Here is a 20,272-nt window from a genome sequence, read left to right as displayed (position 1 = left end):
TGAAAAGACCTCTTGGGAAATGGAGGAATTTGATATGGCTAACGATAAATTCATGGCTACATTCGACACAGAAACGGAAGTACTGAAAAAGATCGAAGACATGAAAGCGCAAGGCTCACGTGAGGAAGACATGTATGTCATGGCGCGCAACGAAGATCAAATTTCTATGGTTCGTGGGCGTACAGATGTGGATTATAAATCGTCTGAAGGCAATTGGATGGATAAATTCATGGGCTTCCTATCCGGCAACGAACCAACGCGCGAAGCCTTCTCCAATATGGGTGTAGACCAATCAGAAGCGGATCGTTATTATAATGACGTCCAAAGCGGCAAAATCCTGCTATTCGTCGACCATGAATTTGGTGCGAACTATGAAGGAGATGCAGCGTCAGATGACAACAGTTATAGCAACGCCAGCAGTGCTGTCAGTTCACAAGCTGTCGATAGCACGACAAGTGGTATCAAGGTCGATAACTCAGCTGTAGCACGCGACGGTCTAACAGTCGATACGAATGAGGAAAACACCGTCGCATTCAATACAGAGCGTGATTCCTTGGGCTCTGAAACGGCCGGCGTCGATGGCGACAGCGGCACTGGTTTCGGGCTTGAAAACGAAGAGCGTCCGGCTGATGATGCAAACGCGACAGATCATCGTGCAACAACGGATTTCACGGATGACGTGACAGGGCACAATCGTACAGTCAAAGAAGACGAGTTTGATCGCAAAGACCGTACAGACCGCGACAAATGATAAGCATCAAGCGTCAAAAGCGGAGGGGAGATCCTCCGCTTTTTTGTCTGCGCATCACAATTCGATTATAATGGAAACAAGCTTGGAGGGATGAAGATGGACGGAAAGAAAAGAAGCGATGTAAAACCAGGACTCGAAGTGAACGTGATCTTGAAAAAAGACCAACGGACAGGCAAAAAAACGCAAGGTGTTGTCAAGGATTTGCTGACGAACTCAGCGACGCATCCTCATGGCATTAAAGTGCGCCTTGAAGACGGGCAAGTTGGCCGTGTCTGCGAAATTCTTAGCAGCAAGTGAAAGGACGGGATTTGCATGGATCAGCACAAGCAAGACGACCTGCAATCATCTGACCCGAGAAGAATCGGGGCCAATCGCACGAGCAAAGAACAGGATGAAAAAGAGCGTATCCACGAGGATTTGGCAACGAGAAAAGACAAACGCCCAACAGGCGACCCCGCCAAACCGCAAGAACGCAATTTTATTTGAACAAAAGCAGGCCGCTTAAAAGGGCCTGCTTTTGTGCTATTATGAAAGAGATTGCTAACGTAAAAAAGGAGTCTATCATGAGCGATTTTTTTGAACGAAAAAAACAAGAGCTCGGTGTCGAGCTGAATAAAATACAAAAAAAAGCCGTTACCAAAACAGAAGGGCCGTTATTGCTTCTTGCCTGTCCGGGTTCTGGCAAAACAACCACTATGATTATGCGCATTGGTTATTTAATCGAAGAAAAATCCATCCAACCAAAACGCATCAAAGCAATTACCTTTAGTAGAGCATCAGCGACCGATATGCTCGAACGCTATGCCCGGTTCTTTCCTGGTCTAGCTCCGGTGGATTTTTCTACGATCCACAGTTTGGCCTTCCAAATTACTAGAGAATATTTGTCAGCGGACGATTATGTGATGATCGAAGGAAGTGATTCCAATCGCCTTAATAAGAAACGCCTTTTGAGAGAGATATATGCGCGTGAAAACGATGAGCCGATTACCGATGATCTACTCGAGGAATTGGTCTCATTTATCAGTTTCGTGAAAAACAAAATGGTGCAAAAGAGAAAATGGAAAACACTTGATGAACCTTTTCCTGGCGCCATCGATATTTTGTCGATTTACGAAGATTTCAAAGAAAACCACGAACCGAGGCTCGTAGATTTCGATGATATGCTGACGATCGCATTCGAAGCCTTGAGCACCGACCGAAAACTGCTGTTGAAATACCAGCAGCGCTGGGATTATGTGATGACCGACGAAAGCCAGGACACCTCAATGGTTCAGCATGCCCTCGTTGAAAAATTGGTTGAGAAGCACCGCAATTTGTGTGTCGTGGCGGATGATGACCAGTCCATTTATACGTGGCGTGCAGCTGAACCGAGCTATCTTCTCAAATTCCGGCAAGTGTACCCGGACGCCTATATCATGAAAATGGAGCGCAATTACCGTTCATCCGGTACGATCGTCAGTACGGCGAATCGATTTATCAAAACGAATAAATTGCGCCACGATAAAAATATGTTCACTGACAGGCCAGAAGGTGGACCGATCGTTATCCGCCGCCTTGCCTCACAGGAAGCGCAGCTAAAATATCTCTTGAAAGAGTTGGGGGATTTAGAGGATTATGGCAATGTGGCGATTTTATACCGCAATAACTCCTCGTCGACCTTATTGATGGATGAACTGGACCGGCTGGGTATCCCGTTTTATATGAAAGATGCGGACAACCGCTTTTTCAGCCATTGGATTGTCCAGGACATCTTGAACTTTATGCGCTTCAGTTTGCGTCCGGAGCGGATCGATTTATACGCTAAAGTCGCTTCAAAAACCAATGCTTACTGGTCGGCCGCACAGCTCAAGCAGCTCGGTCGGATGCAACCGAGCAAGCAACATGCTTTTGAGGAAATCACATTGGCTGTCACGATGAAAGATTACCAGTTACGGATTATCGCAGAACAGCGCAAAACGGTGGACGCACTGAAAGACATGCCGCCATTGAACGTAATCAAAGCCATACGTCGCGATATAGGCTATGATCAAATGCTCAAAAGCCGCGCAGAGAAATTTGGTATGAAACTCGATTATTTACAACAGATCCTCAGCACGCTCGAGCAAATTGCCGAGCCTCTTCCGACAATGACGGATTTCGCGAAACGCTTGAAACAGCTAGAAGAAGTGACAAGGCAGGCGAAGACTGAAAAAACGGATGATATGTTGACTTTGTCTACGATGCACAGCTCCAAAGGCTTGGAGTTCGACCGGGTCTATTTGATCGATTTGGTCGAAGGAATCGTCCCGACAGAGGAAGATGCAGATGATCCTGCTTTACTGGAAGAAGCTAGGCGTTTGTTCTATGTCGGCATGACACGCGCGAAACGCCATCTGGAATTGCTCAGCTATGACCAGGAATCGCGTTTTGTAGAAGAAGTCCGGCGCATTGCCTTGCCCAAAACAAAGCAGACGGAAGCAACGAAAGCTTCCGCGCCAAGTTCCCCGAAAACGAAAATTGCTGTGCCAGACAATCCAGATGCGGTCCGTTCTATTGATGAACTGCAGGTAGGCGCAAACATTCGTCACCGTGTCTTTGGAAACGGGCAGATCACGGATTTGGATGAAGAAAAAGTTGGCATCCAGTTCGCTAAAGCCCATAAAGAATTTCTATTGGAAATTTGCCTGCAATATCAATTGCTGGAACTGATATAAGAAGGGTAGAAAAGTGAGGCAATATAGATGAAGATCAAGGATTGGAACCGCAGCCTGAAAGTTCGGCTAGTGGGCGAATTTTTCATGAATACAAGTTTTTGGATGGTGTTCCCGTTCTTAGCGATTTATTTTGCGGAAGAATTCGGGAAAGGGATGGCGGGCCTATTGCTGATCGTCTCCCAAATCTTTTCTGTGGCTGCCAATTTATTTGGCGGCTATTTTGCTGACCGATTCGGGCGCAAGCGAATGCTCGTCTCGGCGGCCGTAGCGCAAGGGTTCGCGTTCTTGCTATTCGCGGTAGCCAACTCACCATGGCTCACTTCACCAGAGCTCAGTTTTGTGGCATTTACACTGGCTGGCATGTGCGGCTCGCTTTACTGGCCAGCGAGCCAGGCAATGATTGCCGATGTCATTCCCGAAAAATACCGGAGCGATGTGTTCGCGGTTTTTTATACGACATTGAATATTGCGGTTGTTATCGGGCCTTTGTTTGGTGCAGTATTGTTTTTCTCTTACCGGTTTGAACTGCTTTTAACCGTCGCCATCATTTCGGTGCTGCTCGGGTTGTTATTACGCTTTTACACAGAGGAAACTTTATCGGCTGAAGTCCTCGGGAAGTGGAAAGAAGGCAATGCAACTGGCTGGCGAGGCGCGCTGCTGAGCCAAGTGAAAGATTACGGCATCATTTTAAAAGACCGTGTCTTTTTGCTGTTTGTGGTCGCTGGTGTTTTGGGGGCGCAGACTTTCATGCAATTGGATCTCGTTATTCCAGTTTATTTGAAGGAAACGATCAATCGCCAAACAATCCTCGATTTTTTAGGACGTGAATGGTCCGTGACCGGGGAAACGTCTTTTGGTATTTTACTGGCAGAAAACGGCTTGATTGTTGCTCTTTTAACAGTGGTTATCACGCGTTGGATGACTAAGTTTCCGGAAAAATGGGTGTTTTTCTTTTCTGCTTTATTATTCGGCTTGTCGATGGCGATTTTCCCGATGACTTCCTGGTTCTGGATTTTCTTCGTAGCGATGGCAGTTTTCACATTTGCCGAATTGATGGTAGTCGGGCTTCAGCAAAGCTTTATTTCTAAACTGGCGCCAGAGTCCATGCGCGGCCAGTATTTTGCGGCGGCCAGCCTGCGCTATACCATCGGGCGGATGATCGCGCCGATTTCGATTCCGATGACTGCCTGGTTTGGGTTTGGTTGGACATTTATCATTCTCGGCAGCTTTGCGGTATTGAGCGGTTTCGTTTACCTGTGGATGTTCCATTTATATGATAAAAGAACGGTTGCGAACACATAAAAAAAGCCTGAGCGGTTAAGCTCAGGCTTTTTGTGTGATTAGTTTTGGTCTTTAGCCAATTTGACTAGCATATGTGCGAGCATGTGTTGTTCTTCTTTGTCGCCTACTTGCCATAAGCGCTGCAAGAGATACTCTTCGCTATTTTTCGGTTCTTCTTTTTTAGAAAGATGATCGCCGACTTTTGTCGCCAACTGTGCCAAGCGCTCTTCGCTCAAGCCCATTTTTTCGCCCATCTCGACTTTGTTGCCCAAATAGTCGATGAAAGTTGAAAACTCGGCTAGGATTTGCTCTTTCTTTTTGTTATCTGTATTGCTCAATTTCTCTTCTACTTTTTTGTCAACGTTTTCCATGAATAATTCACTCCTCGTCATTTTTGTTGCTACTCAGTGTTTACCACCGTAAAAAGCTTCTAAACGTTTGAATAGTAAAAAAAGAAACAGCGGCTTCCGTTTAAGTGAGAGCGGTTGGGGTATTGAGGTAACAAGTACGGATTAAAGGAGGATGATGGGTGAATGACATTATACGACGAAATCCAAGAACTGAAGCAATTCGAGTGCGAAGACCGCTGTGTGTTGAGTGTATATCTCAATACCAACCCGGCTGACCGTGAAGCACAAAACGGGGCCTGGAAGATTCAGTTGAAGAATGGACTAAAGCGCATTGATGAGTATTTGACCGCCTCTAAAGACGAAAAAGAACTGAAAGCTTACAAAGAATTACGCAAGAAAGTAGAAAAGGAAATAACGGACAATCAAGGCGACCTCCAAAAGGGTGTCGTTATTTTTGCATCCACTCAAGATGATTTATTCTGGGTTAAGCATCTGCAGATTTCTGTCAAAACCGACTTCCAATGGGAAAGCAAACCAGCGCTCGACCAATTGCGCTATATTTACAAAGCTTACCCATACGCGGGCGTGATCTTGCCGAGCTTTAAAGGCATCCGTGTGCTCGATACATCTGTTGGCATTGTGAATGAAGAGGTTTATTATGAATTTGACGCAGGCCTTGAAGTCTGGACAGAACAAAAAGGCGTCAGAAGCTCTGGGCGCATCCAAGGGCGCAGCGGCGCTGGATCGACTGGCGGCGGGGCTGCTGGCGGAAACAGTCCGGTTATCGGTGGCAGCGGCGGAGGAAGTCCGACCGACGAACTAGACCACCGCTTGAAAGAAAATTTGGACCGTTTTTACAAAGACATGGGCTCGAAGATTGAGAAGCTGAAAAAAGAACGTCGTTGGGAAGAAATCCACATCATTGGAGAAGCTGAGCATGCTCAGTCATTTGCTAAAGTGCTCCATCAAAAGCCGAACAGCTGCATCCATAAAAACTTTATTAACAACAGTGCAGATAAAATTTTGCACGAAGTATTTGAAAAATAACAAAAAGCTCTGGCGATGATGCCAGAGCTTTTTTTAATGGGGATGAGGGCAGAAAGTACAGGTTTCAAACGACTCTAACTCTTTGTACAGACAGCAGGTTTTGCGCATCGGTTCGGAAACAGCCCGTTCGAGCGGCATGGTGCCGATGAAAGTTTGCCACTGCGACTTGCGCAGTGGTTTCCAGCTGCGATCATCCATCAGCCAGTCGATATCTTCAGCGGCAGTGCGTGGATGCTGCCTCTGAAGTGTAGCGTAATGCCAGGCAAGTGAACCCAGTACATTTTCCCAGCATGTAATAGAAGAGATTCTTGCGTGGCGGCGCAATTGCTGGAGCAGCGCATCCGTTTGTCCGATCAATACATAATGGAAAGCCTCATGCCGTTGTTCAGCCGGTATTTCAACAAAATCAGCGGCATCGACATGAAAAGAAATGAGCGGCAAGCCGTAATTGAATGCTTTCCCAAAGCGCAGGTTTTCAGGAGTTGTTTTGAAATAGCCACCGTACTGGTGGATTAAGTTGAATTGGGCCGTTACGAACAAAGCGAATTGGCGAAAGAAATAGGAGACCGCGACTCCGTTGTTCTCCGTGCCACACCACTCCTTTAACTCTTCTATCAACAGTTGAGGGGTTGATGATAAGGAGTGGGCAGGAAGGCGGTCGACGATGACCGATTGCATTTGAAGTGAGTGCTTAGCGGCCATAGGCAAGTGCATCACGATTCCCCCTTTTCTCACCATGCTACCGGAAGAGCACAAGACTGCCAAGCCAAAATCAAAAACGCTTCGCTGATGAGCGAAGCGCTTTTTCGAAGTTAAACCGTTTGAAGCGCGACAGCAGGACCGAAGAATTCATAATGGATCTGCGCATCGGTCATGCCGATGGCGCGCAGTTCGCTGATCATTTTTTCCATGAAAGGTACTGGCCCGCAAACGTAGACTTCACCATTTACATCGATCATGTCTTCCAATAATTCACGCGTGATATAGCCCTGTGGTTCATCGGAATACAGGGTCTTATATTTAGCATTATCCATGGCTGCGACGTATTGCTGGATGTCTTTATCGAAAGCGTGCACTGTTTCGTTTCTTGCTGCGTGTAAGAACGAAACCGGGCGTTCAGGTGTTTGGGTGGCAACGGTTTCGAACATGCTCATCATCGGTGTGATCCCTACGCCACCACTGACGAAGGCGACAGGCGTGTTGCGCTTTACATCAAGCACGAATTCGCCTGCAGGTGCGCTCACTTCAACGGTGTCGCCTTCTTCCACTTGTTCGTGCAAGTAGACGGAAACTAGACCGTTCGGATCATTATCCGCTTCCCGTTTGACAGAAATGCGGAACTCATCAGGACGAGATGCTTGGGATAGACTATATTGCCGGTTAAACAGGAATTCTTCTCCGGGAATCGCCAGTCGAACTGTGATGTATTGGCCAGCTTCATAGCTCGGCACATTGTGTCCATCTGCTGGTTTTAAATAGAAGGAAGTGATATTGTCACTTTCTTTTACTTTGCGTGCGATCGTGAAGTCTTTGAAGAAACTCCAGCCATTTTCTTGTGTTTCCGACTTTTCGTACATGCCGTTTTCGATGCTAATGAAAACATCGGCAATTACGCCGTACGCTTCCGCCCAAGCGTTGATGATTTCATCTGTAGCTGCATCGCCAAGCACTTCTTGAATCGCTTTTAGCAAATATTCACCAACAATCGGATAATGTTCTGCTTTAACGCCAAGACTAACATGCTTGTTCGCAATCTGTACCACGGCAGGGAGGATGGCCTCAAGATTATCGATATGAACAGCAGCTGCATAAACAGTATTGGCTAACGCCGTTTGTTGTCGGCCTTGTTTTTGGTTGGCTTGATTAAAAATGTTCAAGAGTTCCGGATGGGCTTCAAACATATTGCGGTAAAACACGGTCGTAATGGTCTTTCCATGTTCAGCTAATACAGGGGCAGTGGATTTGACGATGGTTCTAGTTTGTTCCGATAACATGGTCAATCTCTCCTTTTGTTTTCTATAACCACACTATAAACCGAAATTTCATTTAAAGATATATTTAAAATACATCTTTAAAATTTAGACACATTTCATTTCACAGAAAAGTCACACACGTAATAATAGCCAAAAAAGCTGGAATTCTGTGGGCGCGTTTTCTTTTCAGGAATTATAGCGGCGCGTATAATAGACAAACAGGGACGGTGAGACCGATGAAATTAACGATGTATACGGATTATTCATTGCGTGTACTCATTTATTTGGGAACAAAAGAAGAAAGCAAACTGACTACCATTCAGGAAATTTCCGATGCTTATCATATATCGAAGAATCATTTGATGAAAGTGACGTTTGAACTTGGCAAAGCGGGGTTCATTGAAACAGTAAGAGGCAGAGGCGGCGGCATTCGTCTCGCAGATCTCCCGGAGAATATTAATGTCGGGGGAGTCGTCCGGCAGATGGAAGAAGATTTTCACTTGGTGGAATGCTTTAACCCAGAGACCAATACGTGTCCGATTTCGCCAATTTGTGGACTTCGTGGCGTTCTTGGCAAAGCGTTAAATGCTTATTTAGCCGTATTGGATGAATACAGCCTGCAAGATTTGCTGTTCAATAAAGAAGGATTGCGCGATTTGCTGCGCACGTAAAAAGCCTCCGTGATCGGAGGCTTTTGGTTTATTTACAGTTCGATTGTTTGTGGATCTTTGCCTTTACGGTTCATCAAACGGACTCGTGTTGGCGTGATCGCTAAAATAATTAAGTTCGGGTCTTCAGGACCGTCGAACCAACCGTTTAAATGTTCATTCCATACTTTATCAATCAATTCTTGGTCATCTCGCAACGACATCTGTCCCTCGATTTCAAGGAAGCTATCGCCGATGCCTTCACCTTCATAACCAAGCAGGATATGGGCGTTCGGGTTTTGTTCCAGCTCATCCACTTTTTGTGTTTGCTTGCTGGTCGCGGTGTATAAAGTAAACTCATCGTTGAAGAAGGTCATGTAACGGGAATGCGGCTTATTTTCTTTGATGGTCGCCAGGGTCCCGATCATGCTGTCTTCCATGATTTTCAGTGCTTGCTGTTTTAGTTCTTCTTGTGCCATTTCTATCTCTCCTTTAAGGTAAGTCTTTCAAAATACGGTCTTTAAAAGCCGTGAGGGTAAATCATTCTGGCTGTTTTTCCTCGCTGGCTGAATCGTCTTTGGTCTCGCGTGGATTTTTTTCGTTTTTCATGTCCTGTTTCAAGTCTTCCAATGGGATAGAATCCACATTCATTTCTTCTTCATGCATTTCGGTCATGGTTTCTTTGTCTGTCTTGATTTGCTCAGGATTGTCCATTGGAGCTCCGTCGCTTGATTTGCGTTCCTTTTCGTTGAAACGTTTTTCTTCTGCCATCGTTAGCACCTCTCCTTTAGCGTTCTTCTCTTTCTATTCCTTAATCGGCGTGCTTTAAAACATTAGAACTTGCTGGTCATATCAGGCTGGCGTATGATTGGTGAACAGGACTAAATGAGGAGGTTCGGTTATACAATGACTCAGCAAACGAAGATAAATGTTGGCGGCTTGGATTTTGAATGGGATCTTACACAAGGGCGGTTCCTGTTCGAGGGGCAAAATTCCGTGCTGTTTTGGACATCGACGGCGATGAAAATGTTCTTCGATTCCATCGAAGAAATTTCGGGCGAAGATGCGGCAGCTGTCGTTTTAGAGTCGACAGGATTTCGCCAAGGCCAAGTAGTGGGAGCGTATTTCCATAACATGGGCGGCATATCAGCGATGAAAGCATCTGAACTCATTACCAATACATACGCATCAGCTGGTTGGGGGTTGGCATCCATCCATAAATTAGACGAAGCAGCAGGAACACTGGAAGTGGTGCTGAAAAACAGTTGGGAATATCAGATCAACCTCGCACAAGGCAAAAAGACCGGCGGCAGTTTTTTGCCGGCTCATTATGCGGGTATTTTCAGCTCGCTGTTGGGACGCAATATTTGGTACGAAGTGGTCCAGTCGCAGATTGAAGGCTATGACGAGTGTTTGATCCGTTACTTTCCATCAGATGAAACCATCGAAAAAAATATCCATTCACTTGCACGCCGCAAAGAATCCGATAAAATCCGCGAGCTGGAGCAGCTGGTCGATGAGAAAACTGCGGACCTCCACGATATGATCAGCGAAATCTCTTCACCGCTCATTCCAGTACTAGAAGACATTGTCGTCGTTCCGCTTCTTGGCCGGTATGATGAAGAGCGTGCTGAAGAACTCTTGGTAAAAACGCTTGAGAATCTCCCGAAATACAAAGCCCGCTATTTGCTGCTTGATTTGACAGGACTGAATGAAAGCTTCAACCAACATACAGCGATGCTAATCGAAAAGTTAGGCTCTGCTGCTTCTCTCATTGGCACCAAGACCGTACTGGCGGGTATTTCGCCGCATACTAGCATGACGATAACCGAAGCGGGTGTCGACCTTTCAGGATATGACTGCTTCCGTACACTTCAACACAGCATCCATTTTGCACTGGCGCAAAGTGGTAAAACCATTATCTAAAGCAACTCTCCCTTCTCCTGAATATTGGAAATGGGAGAGTTGTTTTTTGTATAAAAGCAAATCCATAAAATCCTCAAATTACTAAAGAAAAAACTATTTTGTATATTGTGATTCTTTCATGAGAATGGTAAACTCTAGGAGAACTATACATAGCTGACCACTGGGGGAGCCGGAACTGACTGGCTGAGACGAGCGAATGCTTGGACCCCTTGAACCTGATCTGGACCATGCCAGCGTAGGGAAGTGGTACGTATGCTTCCTTACGCCTGCATACACCGCTTTTCCCATGGGAAAGCGGTGTTTTTTTATGCGGTCGGGAGTCATGCATAAGCTGAGAGGAGTTGAGATATTTTGGATGAAACATGGAGCTATATGGAATCGGGAGTTTGTACCCCGTCTTACAATATGGCAATGGACGAAGCCTTGATGAACTGGCAGCGCAAGACTGGCATGAAACCCATTCTTAGATTTTATGCTTGGGCACCAGCCGGAATTTCAGTGGGATTCTTCCAGAAACTGAATGGCAGTATTGATCTCGAACGGGCTGCACAATTGGGGGTTCCTTTGGTCAGGAGACAGACAGGCGGCAAAGCTGTTCTTCATGACCAGGAACTCACTTATAGTGTCGTGATTCCAGAACAGCATCCTTCCATGCCAAAATCAGTAAAAGAAGCGTATTTGGTCATTTCACGCGGGTTGATCGAAGGCTATCGTCATTTAGGTCTCGAGGCCCAGCTCGCGGCAGAAACAAAACGTTCGACACAAACTTCTGCCGTCTGCTTTGAAGAACCGTCTTGGCATGAATTGACGGTTGAGGGACGCAAAGCGGCCGGCAGCGCGCAAACAAGAAAGCAAGGCATTATTTTGCAGCATGGCTCGATTCCACTCGAATTGGATGAAAACCGCTTGTTTGAACTATTTGTTTACCCGAGCGAAGCAGTGAAAGAAAAAGCGCGTCGAGCATTCCGGACACGGGCCGTGGCGATAAATGAGCTAATGGGGGAACCGATAAGTTTAGAAGAAGCCCAGAATGCTTTCAAGAGTGGATTCGAAAAAGGACTTGGCATACGCTTGGAAAAATTCGAACCGCCTGCTGAATTGCTGGAAGAAGTACGCGTGCTCGAAGCCAAATACGTAAGTGAGCAATGGAACCACAGACGAGAAGAGAAAGGGGAACTTATGCGATGACAAAGACAAAGCAGCGTGAACGTAAACCCGAATGGTTGAAAGTGAAATTAAATACGAACGAAACCTATAACGATTTGAAGAAATTGATGCGCGAGAAAAACTTGAACACAGTGTGCGAGGAGGCGAAATGTCCAAATATTCATGAATGCTGGAGCGAACGCCGTACCGCGACGTTCATGATTTTGGGCGACACTTGTACGCGGGCATGCCGGTTCTGCGCGGTCAAGACCGGTCTTCCGAATGAGCTCGATTGGGGCGAGCCGGAGCGAGTTGCGGAATCGACGGAAATCATGAATTTGAAACACGTGGTGGTTACAGCAGTTGCCCGGGACGACCTTAAAGATGGCGGGGCTGCAGTCTTTGCAGAAACAGTCCGTGCCATCCACCGAAAAATGCCGGAAACGACAGTTGAGATTTTACCATCCGATATGAAAGGTGACTACGAGAGCTTGCACATGCTCATGAGCAGCGAACCCGATATCTTTAACCACAACATCGAAACGGTGCGTCGCCTAACAAAGCGGGTCCGTGCAAGAGCAACTTACGACCGTTCGCTGGAATTGTTATTGCGGGTCAAGGAAATCGCGCCGCATGTCCCGACGAAGTCGAGCATCATGGTAGGGCTCGGGGAAACAAAAGAAGAGATTATCGAAGCAATGGATGATTTGCTGGCGCACAAAGTCGACATCATGACAATCGGCCAGTATTTACAGCCGACGCTGAAGCATTTGGATGTTGTCCGTTATTACCATCCGGACGAGTTCCAGGAATTGAAGGAAATTGCCTTAGCGAAAGGTTTCAAGCATTGCGAGGCCGGTCCGATGGTGCGCTCGTCTTACCATGCGGATGAACAAGTAAACGAAACCGCTGTCCAAAAACGCATCAAATACATGAAAGGCGTCGAATCGACAGGCGCAAAAATTGACCGTATCGAGTTCTGAGAAGAGCGATGGCACTAGGTGAACAAAGAGATACATTCTGCACACACAAAAGCAGCGGCACAAGGCCGCTGCTTTTTCAGAGTGTTGAAGAAGTCCGTAGTTCGCTCTCAGTTATGAAAGAGAGAACCTTTTTCTATATCCAACATTTAATAACCTCTCTAAGTATTTGGAGAAGCGTTCGCTCGACTCCAGTGGATCAGCGAGACGACCGAGACCCCGCAAGGCGCGAAGCGGCTGAGGAGGCTTGGGCGCGAGCCCACGGAAAGCGAGCGATAAGCTTTGGAAAATACGGCTTCTTAACTTTCTCGACTCCATAAAAAAGCAGCGGCACAGGCCGCTGCTTTTTTATGGAGTCTTATTGAACATTTCCTGGGAAATGCTCAGGGGAAAGCCAATTATTTTGCAGTTTTTGCGACTTCCACAATGACTTGAGTGGCTTTTTCCATGTTCTCTGCAGAGATGAACTCGAATTTGCCATGATAGTTTTCGCCACCCGTAAAGATATTCGGTGTCGGCAAGCCCATATAGGATAATTGCGAGCCATCCGTACCGCCGCGAATTGGCAGGATGTCAGGTGAAATTCCTACTGTCTTCATCGCTTGTTCTGCTTGGTCGACAATTTCCATGACCGGCTCGATTTTCTCGCGCATATTGTAATATTGATCTTCGAGCTCAAGTTCGATTGCTTCTTTCCCAAACTCTTCTTGTAATTCAGCCGCTACTTGTTCCATGTGGCGTTTTTTCGCTTCGAATTTATCTTTATCAAAATCACGCACAATATACTGAAGCACCGCTTGTTCGACGGAACCGTTGAAATTGTTCAAATGGATAAATCCTTCGTAGCCTTCTGTTTTCTCAGGTACTTCGTTGGCAGGCATTTCTGCTTGGAAGCGCGTTGCGACCGTGATGGCATTGACCATTTTGTCTTTAGCGGAACCCGGATGGACGCTCGTTCCGTGAACAGTCAGTTTTGCGCTTGCTGCATTAAAGCTTTCATATTGAAGCTCGCCAAGCGGCCCTCCGTCCATTGTATATGCATAATCCGCACCGAACCGGGCGACATCGAATTTGTGCGGGCCGCGGCCAATTTCTTCATCCGGCGTGAAGCCGACGCGAATCTTGCCATGTTCGATTTCAGGATGGGCAATCAAGTATTCCATCGCTGTCATGATTTCAGCAACTCCCGCCTTGTTGTCAGCGCCGAGTAGTGTTGTACCATCTGTCGTAATCAGGGTATGGCCGATGTAGTTCTGTAAGGCCGGGAAATCAGCCGTTTTCATCGTCACTTTGTTGTTTAACGGAATGTCTTTGCCATCGTAGTTTTCAATGCGTTGGGGATTAACGCCTTTGCCGGTAAAGTCAGTTGCAGTATCGACATGTGCCAAAAAACCGATGACCGGTCGCTGTTCAGTAGTAGTTGACGGCAAGGTGCCGAATAAATAGCCGTGCTCATCAACTTCAATTTCTTCTAAGCCGACGCTTTTCATTTCTTTTTCCAGTTCAGCAAGGAGATCCCATTGTCCAGGTGTTGAGGGCGTTGCATCCTTTTCAAAATCGGATTGCGTGTCGATTTTGGCGTAGCGAATCAGGCGTTCGATTAACTTTTCAATCATGGTAAAGCCTCCTATATAGGTAATGTCTCCATTTTAGCACGAAACTCGAAATAAACAGAAAAACCAGCGCCGAGGCGCTGGTTTTTAAGATTGCTGTTTGGCGACAAGTGAGCGGATATGGGCTTGTTTGACCTGTGCCAATAAAGCGTGTTCAGTCAGTAGGCGGTAACCGGTTTGTGCCAATGCTTTGGCGCCTCTGATCAAAGCCTCATCGCCTGCTTCAGAGCGGGCGGCTTCTCGAAATTCCTCGGTATGAGCAACGAGGCTTTCCGGCCCGATTTTAATATAGCCATGGGCAGTCGGCACTTCATAGCTGATATTGCCGGCATCGGTCGAACCAAGACCGGAAATGCGCGAGTCGGCTACGGTGTCGCCCAGTGTTTCAAGCTCCGCTTTCAGGATTTCATCGAGTTCAGGCGTCACGACAAGATCTTTCACTTCATTTTGGAAACGCTCGATTTCGACGCGTGCACCTGTCGCCAGGGCAGCACCTTCGGCAATAGCTCTTACTTTTTTCGCCGTCTCAGCGGTTTTTTTCCAGGAATCGCCGCGAATATAGAAACGGGCGGAGGCGTATTCGGGAATAATGTTTGGTGCATCGCCTCCGTGCGTGATGATGCCGTGAACCCGGGCATCATCCGGCAGTTGCTGGCGAAGGGCATTGATGCCATTAAATAATTGAAGCACAGCATCGAGTGCATTAATGCCTTTTTCAGGAGATCCTGCAGCATGGGCAGGCTTGCCGTAAAAATGAAAACTCAAGGGATCGACGGCAAGCGAAGGGCCGGTAACTGCCGAATTTCCGGAAGGGTGAAGCATCAAGGCGGCATCGATCTGTTCAAGCAGCCCGTGTTTGACGAAACTGCCTTTCGCGCTGCCATTCGGTCCGCCTTCTTCAGCGGGCGTGCCAAGAACCACAACGCGACCACCCGACACTTCTAAAGTTTTGCTGAGCGCAATGGCGGCTGCAACGCTTGTCGTGCCGATAATATTGTGCCCACACGCATGACCAATGCCGGGCAAGGCATCGTACTCAGCGAGAAAAGCGATCGCAGGCCCTGGTTTTTGGCTGTCGCGGACCGCATAAAAGGCGGTAGGGTGACCGGCTACTCCTGTCTCGACTTGAAATCCGGCTTCTTCAAGCAACTTCGTCAGCAGACCGCTGGCGAAGACTTCTTCATTGCCGATTTCTGGATTTTCATGGATGGCATGGCTGATGCGCAGGTAGTGGGTGCGATTTTTTTCAATCGATCCGGTAATCGTTTCGCGCGCTTCGGTAATGGTCGTCATGTAATATCCTCCTCAACATGTCGTGTGTGAACAGTTTAATTGGTCTGGTGTTTATTGGTAATCAACTAATTCCTCAACGGAAACAAACGTTGGGATTTGAGCGCCTTCGGTGTGTTCGATGACAAATTCAGCGGTATCTTCTTCTTGGTACAATTCAACGATGCGCTGATAAGCTTCGTTGTCCTCTTCGCCAGCTTGCGCAGCAATCAAGTTAATATAAGGTTTTGCCGTATCACTTTCTCTCGCAATCGGATCTTCTGTCGGGTTCAGTCCAGCGTCCACAGCAATGCCATTATTAACGATGGAAGCTGCGACATCAGCCATCGCACGCGGTGTGTGTGCCGAAGTCATCGGGACGATTTCGATGTTTTTCGGGTTGTCGATGATGTCTTCTGCCGTGCCTGTCAATCCGGCATCGTCTGATAAGGTGATAAGCCCCGATTCGTCGAGTAAGAGCAATGCTCGTCCCATATTGGTCGCTTCATTCGGCAAAGCAATTTGAGCGCCATCAGGAAGTTCTTCAATCGATTCGTATTTGTCCGAATACAAGCCCATTGGTGCAATGACAGTAGAGCCGATTGGCACGATATCGACGTTGTGTTCTTCGACAAATTCATCGAAATACGAGATCGTTTGGAATGCGTTCAAGTCGAGTTCGCCTTCAGCAAGTGCCAAGTTTGGGGCTACATAATCTGAAAAAGTGATGATGTCGAGTTCAATTCCTTCTTTCGCCGCTTTATCCCCGACATAATCCCAAATCGTCGTATCCGATCCACTGATGCCGAGTGTGACTTTCGTCGTTTCGTCAGCTGAACTGTCGTCTCCACAGGCTGTCAAAAGTGTTGCCAATCCGGCTGTTGCTAAAAGTGCTGTTATTTTTTTCATGATGAAATCCTCCAATTGGTTTTATGATAGTTGGTTTGATAGATGTAGAGCTTGGTGAGAATCAAATTAACTGCGTCGAACTCTGCGGGACATGAGGTTGCCGAGTGATTGAACGCCTTGGACCAAGACGACGAGAATGGCAACAGTTAAGAGCATGACCACTGTGTCGAAGCGCTGATAGCCGTAAGTGATGGCCAAGTCGCCAAGCCCGCCGCCTCCGATGGCACCTGCCATGGCAGATGCACCGATCAAGCCGACGATAGCGATGGTCAAGGCCAAAACAAGTGAGCTGAGCGCTTCCGGAATGAGAAAGCGAAAAATGATTTGTCCGGGAGAAGCACCCATCGCTTGGGCAGCTTCGATGACGCCTTTATCGACTTCGAGCAATGAGTTCTCGATCAGCCGGGCGATGTATGGCCCGGCGTAAAATACTAACGGGACGATGGCTGCCGCTGTACCGATGGATGTGCCGACGATAATGCGTGTCAGCGGAATGATGGCAACCATCAAGATGATGAATGGCACCGAGCGGAAAATATTGATGACAATGTTCAATACGTTAAATACGGCTTCATTTTCGAGTAGATGGCCTTTTCGTGTAACGACCAGCAAGATGCCAAGCGGCAAGCCGATGACAAGGGAGAATACGAAGGAAGCACCCGTCATATAAAGCGTTTCCCACAAAGCTTCTAAAATTTGCGATTGATCAACCTGCATATTGTTGGACCTCCTCTACTTGGATCTTATCTTTTCGAATCGAAGCGAGGGCGCGGTCGATTTCTGCAGGAGCGCCATCGAATTCAACGATTAAATTGCCGTATGGAATGCCCTGAAGTTCTGTAATATTGCCAAACAACACATTCAAATCAAGCTGAAACTCACGCGATACTCTAGACATGAACGGCTGGCCGACTGAATTTCCGGTAAACTGCACACGGTAAATGGGGCGGGTGCCATCGTTTTGGCGAATCTGTTCAAGCAACGAATCGGGCAGCTCGTCATTCATGACAGAACGAACAAAGCGCTTTGTCGTCGCGTGCTGTGGATTGGTGAATACTTCAAACACGCTGCCTTGCTCGATGACGCGTCCTTCTTCCAAGACGGCCACTTTGTCACAGATTTCACGGATAACGCCCATCTCATGGGTGATGAGCAAGATGGTGATATTGTATTCTTTGTTGATTCGGCGCAGTAGATCCAGGATAGACTGGGTCGTCTGCGGATCGAGAGCAGACGTTGCTTCGTCGCATAGAAGAATGGACGGGTTGGTCGCCAAGGCTCTAGCGATGCCGATGCGCTGCTTTTGACCGCCGGATAATTGATCCGGGTATTTTTTGGCCTGGTCGGCGAGTCCGACAAATTCCAAAAGCTCCGCTACTTTCCGATCGATTTCCGCTTTTGGTGTCTTGGCCAAGAGCAACGGCATCGCGACATTGTGATGAACAGTTTTCGAATTCAGCAAGTTAAAATGCTGGAAAATCATGCCGATGTCTTTTCGCGTATCGCGAATTGTGCGAGCGCTAAAAGTAGAAATATCTTTTCCGTGGATAAGTACGCGGCCTTTTGACGGCCGTTCGAGCAAATTCACGGTACGGATCAATGAGCTTTTGCCAGCGCCGCTGAATCCGATGACGCCGTAAATTTCTCCGGTCTCAACGGTTAAGTCGATGCCATTGAGTGCATGTACTTGCTGTTTACCGGATACATAAGTTTTCTTGACTGCTTCAAATTGAATCATGGTGTCCCTCCTGTGGCTGCAAATAACGATTCGAATGAGTGCAAACGAACACTTTCTTGAAATAACAACAAAAAGCCCTCTTTTTTCTTATACGCAAGAAAAAAGAGGGCTCCAAAATATGAAACCATCTCATTCTCATCTTCCAAATGCTAGAGCATTTGCAGGAATTAGCACAGTTTTCGCTGGTTTGCGAATCTGCTGCCGAAACGTCATAGGGCCTGTCCCTCGGTTTCTCTGGATAAGAAAGTGATGTAAGCTATTCAATTCGTAATTCCTACTCTATTTTGAAATAGCGAAAAAGTCAACATATTTGTTAAAAAAGTTTTTGGGGAAATTTCGTTTATATAGTAGTTTAAATTTTTAGAAAAATATACTTGACTTTAAGTATCGCTGCCCTCTATACTGTTCCACAAGCAAAAAAAACTAAATACTCTTATCACGAGAGGCGGAGGGAATAGGCCCTACGATGCCCGGCAACCAACAGGCTCATGTCTGGAAAGGTGCTAAATCCTACAGTGCGCATTTGCGTCGCTGAAAGATAAGAGGAGGCAAATCCGTAACTAACGGCCCTCTTCTTTCTGAAGAGGGTCTTTTTCTGTCCTCCTCAAATCCGAATAACCGATCACAAAAACAGGAGGAATGAACAATGACAAACTTTAAACCAGAAACTCTACTTTTACACGGCGGCCAAGAACCTGATCCAGTAACAGGGGCACGCGGCGTACCGGTCCATAAAACCACTTCTTATGTATTCAAAGATACAGAGCACGCACAAAACCTATTTGGCTTGAAAGAAGCGGGAAACATTTATTCGCGCATCATGAACCCGACGGTCGATGTATTCGAACAACGCGTTGCTTTAATTGAAGGCGGAACGGCAGCCGTCGCCTTGTCTTCCGGAATGGCCGCAATAGCCTTCTCTGTATTAAATATCGCTGAAGCGGGAGATGAAATCATCGCTGACAGCAACCTATATGGAGGCACATACAATCTGTTCGCCAATACGTTGCCGCGATATGGCATTACCGTAAAATTCGTGGACGCGACCGACCCTGAAAATTTCCGTGCAGCTATTACGGACAAGACGAAAGCCTTGTTTGGCGAAATCATTGGAAATCCTAGTTTGAACGTATTCGATGTGGAACGAGTCGCGGATATCGCCCACGAAAATGGCGTTCCGCTATTGATCGATAACACATTCGCTTCTCCTTTCGTCAGCAATCCGATTGAATTTGGGGCAGACGTAGTGATCCATTCCGCCACGAAATGGATCGGCGGACACGGCACGACAATCGGCGGCGTAGCGGTAGATGCCGGACGTTTTAACTGGGACAACCCACGCTTCCCGAACTATACCGAGCCGGATGAAAGCTACCACGGCATCCGTTTTGGAATCGATGTGCCGGAAGCGGCATTTGCGACAAAATTACGGGTCCAGTTATTGCGCGATTTCGGCCCATCGCTCAGCGCGGATAGCGCCCATGCATTATTGCAAGGGCTTGAGACTTTGCATTTGCGGATTCCACGCCATGCCACGAATGCACAAAAAGTTGCTGAATATTTGAAAGGCCATCCTCAAGTTGAATGGGTTAATTACCTTGGACTTGAAGGGCATCCATCTAAAACGCTTGCCGATAAATACTTGAAAAATAGCTACGGATCAATCGTCAATTTCGGCATCAAGGGCGGTCGTGAAGCTGGTCGTAAAGTTATCGATGGCGTTCATCTGTGGTCGCACGTCGCGAATGTTGGCGACGCCAAATCATTGATTATCCATCCGGCATCGACGACACATCAACAATTGACAGCAGAAGAACTGAAAAACAGTGGCGTTACAGAAGAGTTGATTCGTTTGTCCGTAGGGTTGGAAAACCATGAAGATTTAATTGCTGATTTGGAGCAAGCGATCCAAGCGGCAGTTCTCGAGAACGCGTAAGGAGGGGATTGAA

The 20,272-nt window shown here is 47.1% G+C and carries 21 protein-coding genes and 3 riboswitches; of the genes, 11 read left to right on the top strand and 10 right to left on the bottom strand.

Annotated elements, in window-relative coordinates; genetic code table 11:
* Window positions 1-34: 34 nt before the first annotated feature.
* The 5 genes from AY633_RS05535 to mdrP all read left to right on the top strand — a co-directional run bounded on the left by AY633_RS05535 (window position 35) and on the right by mdrP (window position 4,746).
* Window positions 35-751: a general stress protein gene (locus tag AY633_RS05535; RefSeq protein WP_068487230.1), complete on the top strand. Its 717-nt coding sequence runs from the start codon at window positions 35-37 to the stop codon at window positions 749-751.
* Window positions 752-847: 96 nt separating this feature from the next.
* Window positions 848-1,048, top strand: coding sequence for a YwbE family protein (locus AY633_RS05530; RefSeq protein WP_068487228.1), 201 nt, complete (start codon window positions 848-850; stop codon window positions 1,046-1,048).
* A 15-nt stretch (window positions 1,049-1,063) separates the two neighbouring features.
* A complete protein-coding gene (locus tag AY633_RS16585; RefSeq protein WP_171900908.1) occupies window positions 1,064-1,237 on the top strand; it encodes a hypothetical protein in 174 nt (57 codons plus the stop codon).
* A gap of 77 nt (window positions 1,238-1,314) precedes the next feature.
* Window positions 1,315-3,444: an ATP-dependent helicase gene (locus tag AY633_RS05525; RefSeq protein ID WP_068487226.1), complete on the top strand. Its 2,130-nt coding sequence runs from the start codon at window positions 1,315-1,317 to the stop codon at window positions 3,442-3,444.
* Between the two features lie 27 nt (window positions 3,445-3,471).
* On the top strand, window positions 3,472-4,746 hold the full coding sequence (mdrP, locus tag AY633_RS05520; protein ID WP_068487224.1) for a multidrug efflux MFS transporter MdrP: 1,275 nt from the start codon (window positions 3,472-3,474) through the stop codon (window positions 4,744-4,746).
* 38 nt (window positions 4,747-4,784) lie between these two features.
* Here mdrP and AY633_RS05515 read toward each other — a convergent pair whose 3' ends face one another.
* Complete coding sequence (locus AY633_RS05515) at window positions 4,785-5,096, bottom strand: DUF3243 domain-containing protein (protein ID WP_068464564.1); 312 nt, start codon at window positions 5,094-5,096, stop codon at window positions 4,785-4,787.
* 162 nt (window positions 5,097-5,258) lie between these two features.
* On the opposite strand from AY633_RS05515, the gene AY633_RS05510 reads away from it, so the two are divergent.
* Window positions 5,259-6,122: a VLRF1 family aeRF1-type release factor gene (locus AY633_RS05510; protein ID WP_068464561.1), complete on the top strand. Its 864-nt coding sequence runs from the start codon at window positions 5,259-5,261 to the stop codon at window positions 6,120-6,122.
* A gap of 33 nt (window positions 6,123-6,155) precedes the next feature.
* Here AY633_RS05510 and AY633_RS05505 read toward each other — a convergent pair whose 3' ends face one another.
* Both AY633_RS05505 and hmpA read right to left on the bottom strand, forming a co-directional pair.
* Window positions 6,156-6,836, bottom strand: coding sequence for a ferric iron reductase (locus AY633_RS05505; protein WP_068487222.1), 681 nt, complete (start codon window positions 6,834-6,836; stop codon window positions 6,156-6,158).
* Between the two features lie 98 nt (window positions 6,837-6,934).
* Window positions 6,935-8,116, bottom strand: a complete 1,182-nt coding sequence (gene hmpA / locus AY633_RS05500; RefSeq protein ID WP_068487220.1) for an NO-inducible flavohemoprotein — start codon at window positions 8,114-8,116, stop codon at window positions 6,935-6,937.
* Between the two features lie 215 nt (window positions 8,117-8,331).
* On the opposite strand from hmpA, the gene AY633_RS05495 reads away from it, so the two are divergent.
* Window positions 8,332-8,766, top strand: coding sequence for an RrF2 family transcriptional regulator (locus AY633_RS05495; RefSeq protein ID WP_068487218.1), 435 nt, complete (start codon window positions 8,332-8,334; stop codon window positions 8,764-8,766).
* Window positions 8,767-8,798: 32 nt separating this feature from the next.
* Here the strand turns inward: AY633_RS05495 and AY633_RS05490 are convergent, their stop codons facing one another.
* Window positions 8,799-9,221, bottom strand: a complete 423-nt coding sequence (locus AY633_RS05490; RefSeq protein WP_068464548.1) for a pyridoxamine 5'-phosphate oxidase family protein — start codon at window positions 9,219-9,221, stop codon at window positions 8,799-8,801.
* 61 nt (window positions 9,222-9,282) lie between these two features.
* Window positions 9,283-9,513: a hypothetical protein gene (locus tag AY633_RS05485; protein WP_068487215.1), complete on the bottom strand. Its 231-nt coding sequence runs from the start codon at window positions 9,511-9,513 to the stop codon at window positions 9,283-9,285.
* Window positions 9,514-9,648: 135 nt separating this feature from the next.
* Here AY633_RS05485 and AY633_RS05480 point away from each other — a divergent pair, with 135 nt between their 5' ends.
* The 3 genes from AY633_RS05480 (at window position 9,649) to lipA (ending at window position 12,797) form a co-directional block, all read left to right on the top strand.
* Window positions 9,649-10,668, top strand: coding sequence for an STAS domain-containing protein (locus AY633_RS05480; RefSeq protein ID WP_068487213.1), 1,020 nt, complete (start codon window positions 9,649-9,651; stop codon window positions 10,666-10,668).
* Window positions 10,669-10,820: 152 nt separating this feature from the next.
* Window positions 10,821-10,927, top strand: a riboswitch (TPP riboswitch).
* An 89-nt stretch (window positions 10,928-11,016) separates the two neighbouring features.
* Window positions 11,017-11,856, top strand: a complete 840-nt coding sequence (locus AY633_RS05475) for a lipoate--protein ligase family protein (RefSeq protein WP_171900932.1) — start codon at window positions 11,017-11,019, stop codon at window positions 11,854-11,856.
* On the top strand, window positions 11,853-12,797 hold the full coding sequence (gene lipA / locus AY633_RS05470) for a lipoyl synthase (protein WP_068464538.1): 945 nt from the start codon (window positions 11,853-11,855) through the stop codon (window positions 12,795-12,797). Before AY633_RS05475 ends, lipA begins: the two co-directional genes overlap by 4 nt.
* 395 nt (window positions 12,798-13,192) lie before the next feature.
* Here lipA and pepT read toward each other — a convergent pair whose 3' ends face one another.
* The 5 genes from pepT to AY633_RS05445 all read right to left on the bottom strand — a co-directional run bounded on the left by pepT (window position 13,193) and on the right by AY633_RS05445 (window position 18,323).
* Complete coding sequence (pepT, locus tag AY633_RS05465; RefSeq protein ID WP_068487211.1) at window positions 13,193-14,410, bottom strand: peptidase T; 1,218 nt, start codon at window positions 14,408-14,410, stop codon at window positions 13,193-13,195.
* A gap of 84 nt (window positions 14,411-14,494) precedes the next feature.
* On the bottom strand, window positions 14,495-15,700 hold the full coding sequence (locus AY633_RS05460; RefSeq protein ID WP_068487209.1) for a M20 family metallopeptidase: 1,206 nt from the start codon (window positions 15,698-15,700) through the stop codon (window positions 14,495-14,497).
* A 51-nt stretch (window positions 15,701-15,751) separates the two neighbouring features.
* A complete protein-coding gene (locus tag AY633_RS05455) occupies window positions 15,752-16,585 on the bottom strand; it encodes a MetQ/NlpA family ABC transporter substrate-binding protein (RefSeq protein ID WP_068464526.1) in 834 nt (277 codons plus the stop codon).
* 66 nt (window positions 16,586-16,651) lie between these two features.
* On the bottom strand, window positions 16,652-17,302 hold the full coding sequence (locus AY633_RS05450) for a methionine ABC transporter permease (RefSeq protein WP_068464523.1): 651 nt from the start codon (window positions 17,300-17,302) through the stop codon (window positions 16,652-16,654).
* The gene (locus AY633_RS05445) at window positions 17,292-18,323 is read right to left on the bottom strand and encodes a methionine ABC transporter ATP-binding protein (RefSeq protein WP_068487207.1); all 1,032 of its coding nucleotides are present in this window, start codon (window positions 18,321-18,323) and stop codon (window positions 17,292-17,294) included. The genes AY633_RS05450 and AY633_RS05445 overlap by 11 nt, the downstream gene beginning before the upstream one ends.
* 132 nt (window positions 18,324-18,455) lie before the next feature.
* Window positions 18,456-18,568, bottom strand: a riboswitch (SAM riboswitch).
* Between the two features lie 185 nt (window positions 18,569-18,753).
* Window positions 18,754-18,868: riboswitch (SAM riboswitch) on the top strand.
* A 101-nt stretch (window positions 18,869-18,969) separates the two neighbouring features.
* Here AY633_RS05445 and AY633_RS05440 point away from each other — a divergent pair.
* The gene (locus AY633_RS05440; RefSeq protein ID WP_068487205.1) at window positions 18,970-20,259 is read left to right on the top strand and encodes an O-acetylhomoserine aminocarboxypropyltransferase/cysteine synthase family protein; all 1,290 of its coding nucleotides are present in this window, start codon (window positions 18,970-18,972) and stop codon (window positions 20,257-20,259) included.
* Window positions 20,260-20,272: the final 13 nt, after the last annotated feature.

Source organism: Planococcus maritimus (assembly GCF_001592825.1).
GTDB classification, from domain to species: domain Bacteria; phylum Bacillota; class Bacilli; order Bacillales_A; family Planococcaceae; genus Planococcus; species Planococcus maritimus_C.
This window is presented reverse-complemented; position numbering and strand designations above follow the sequence as displayed.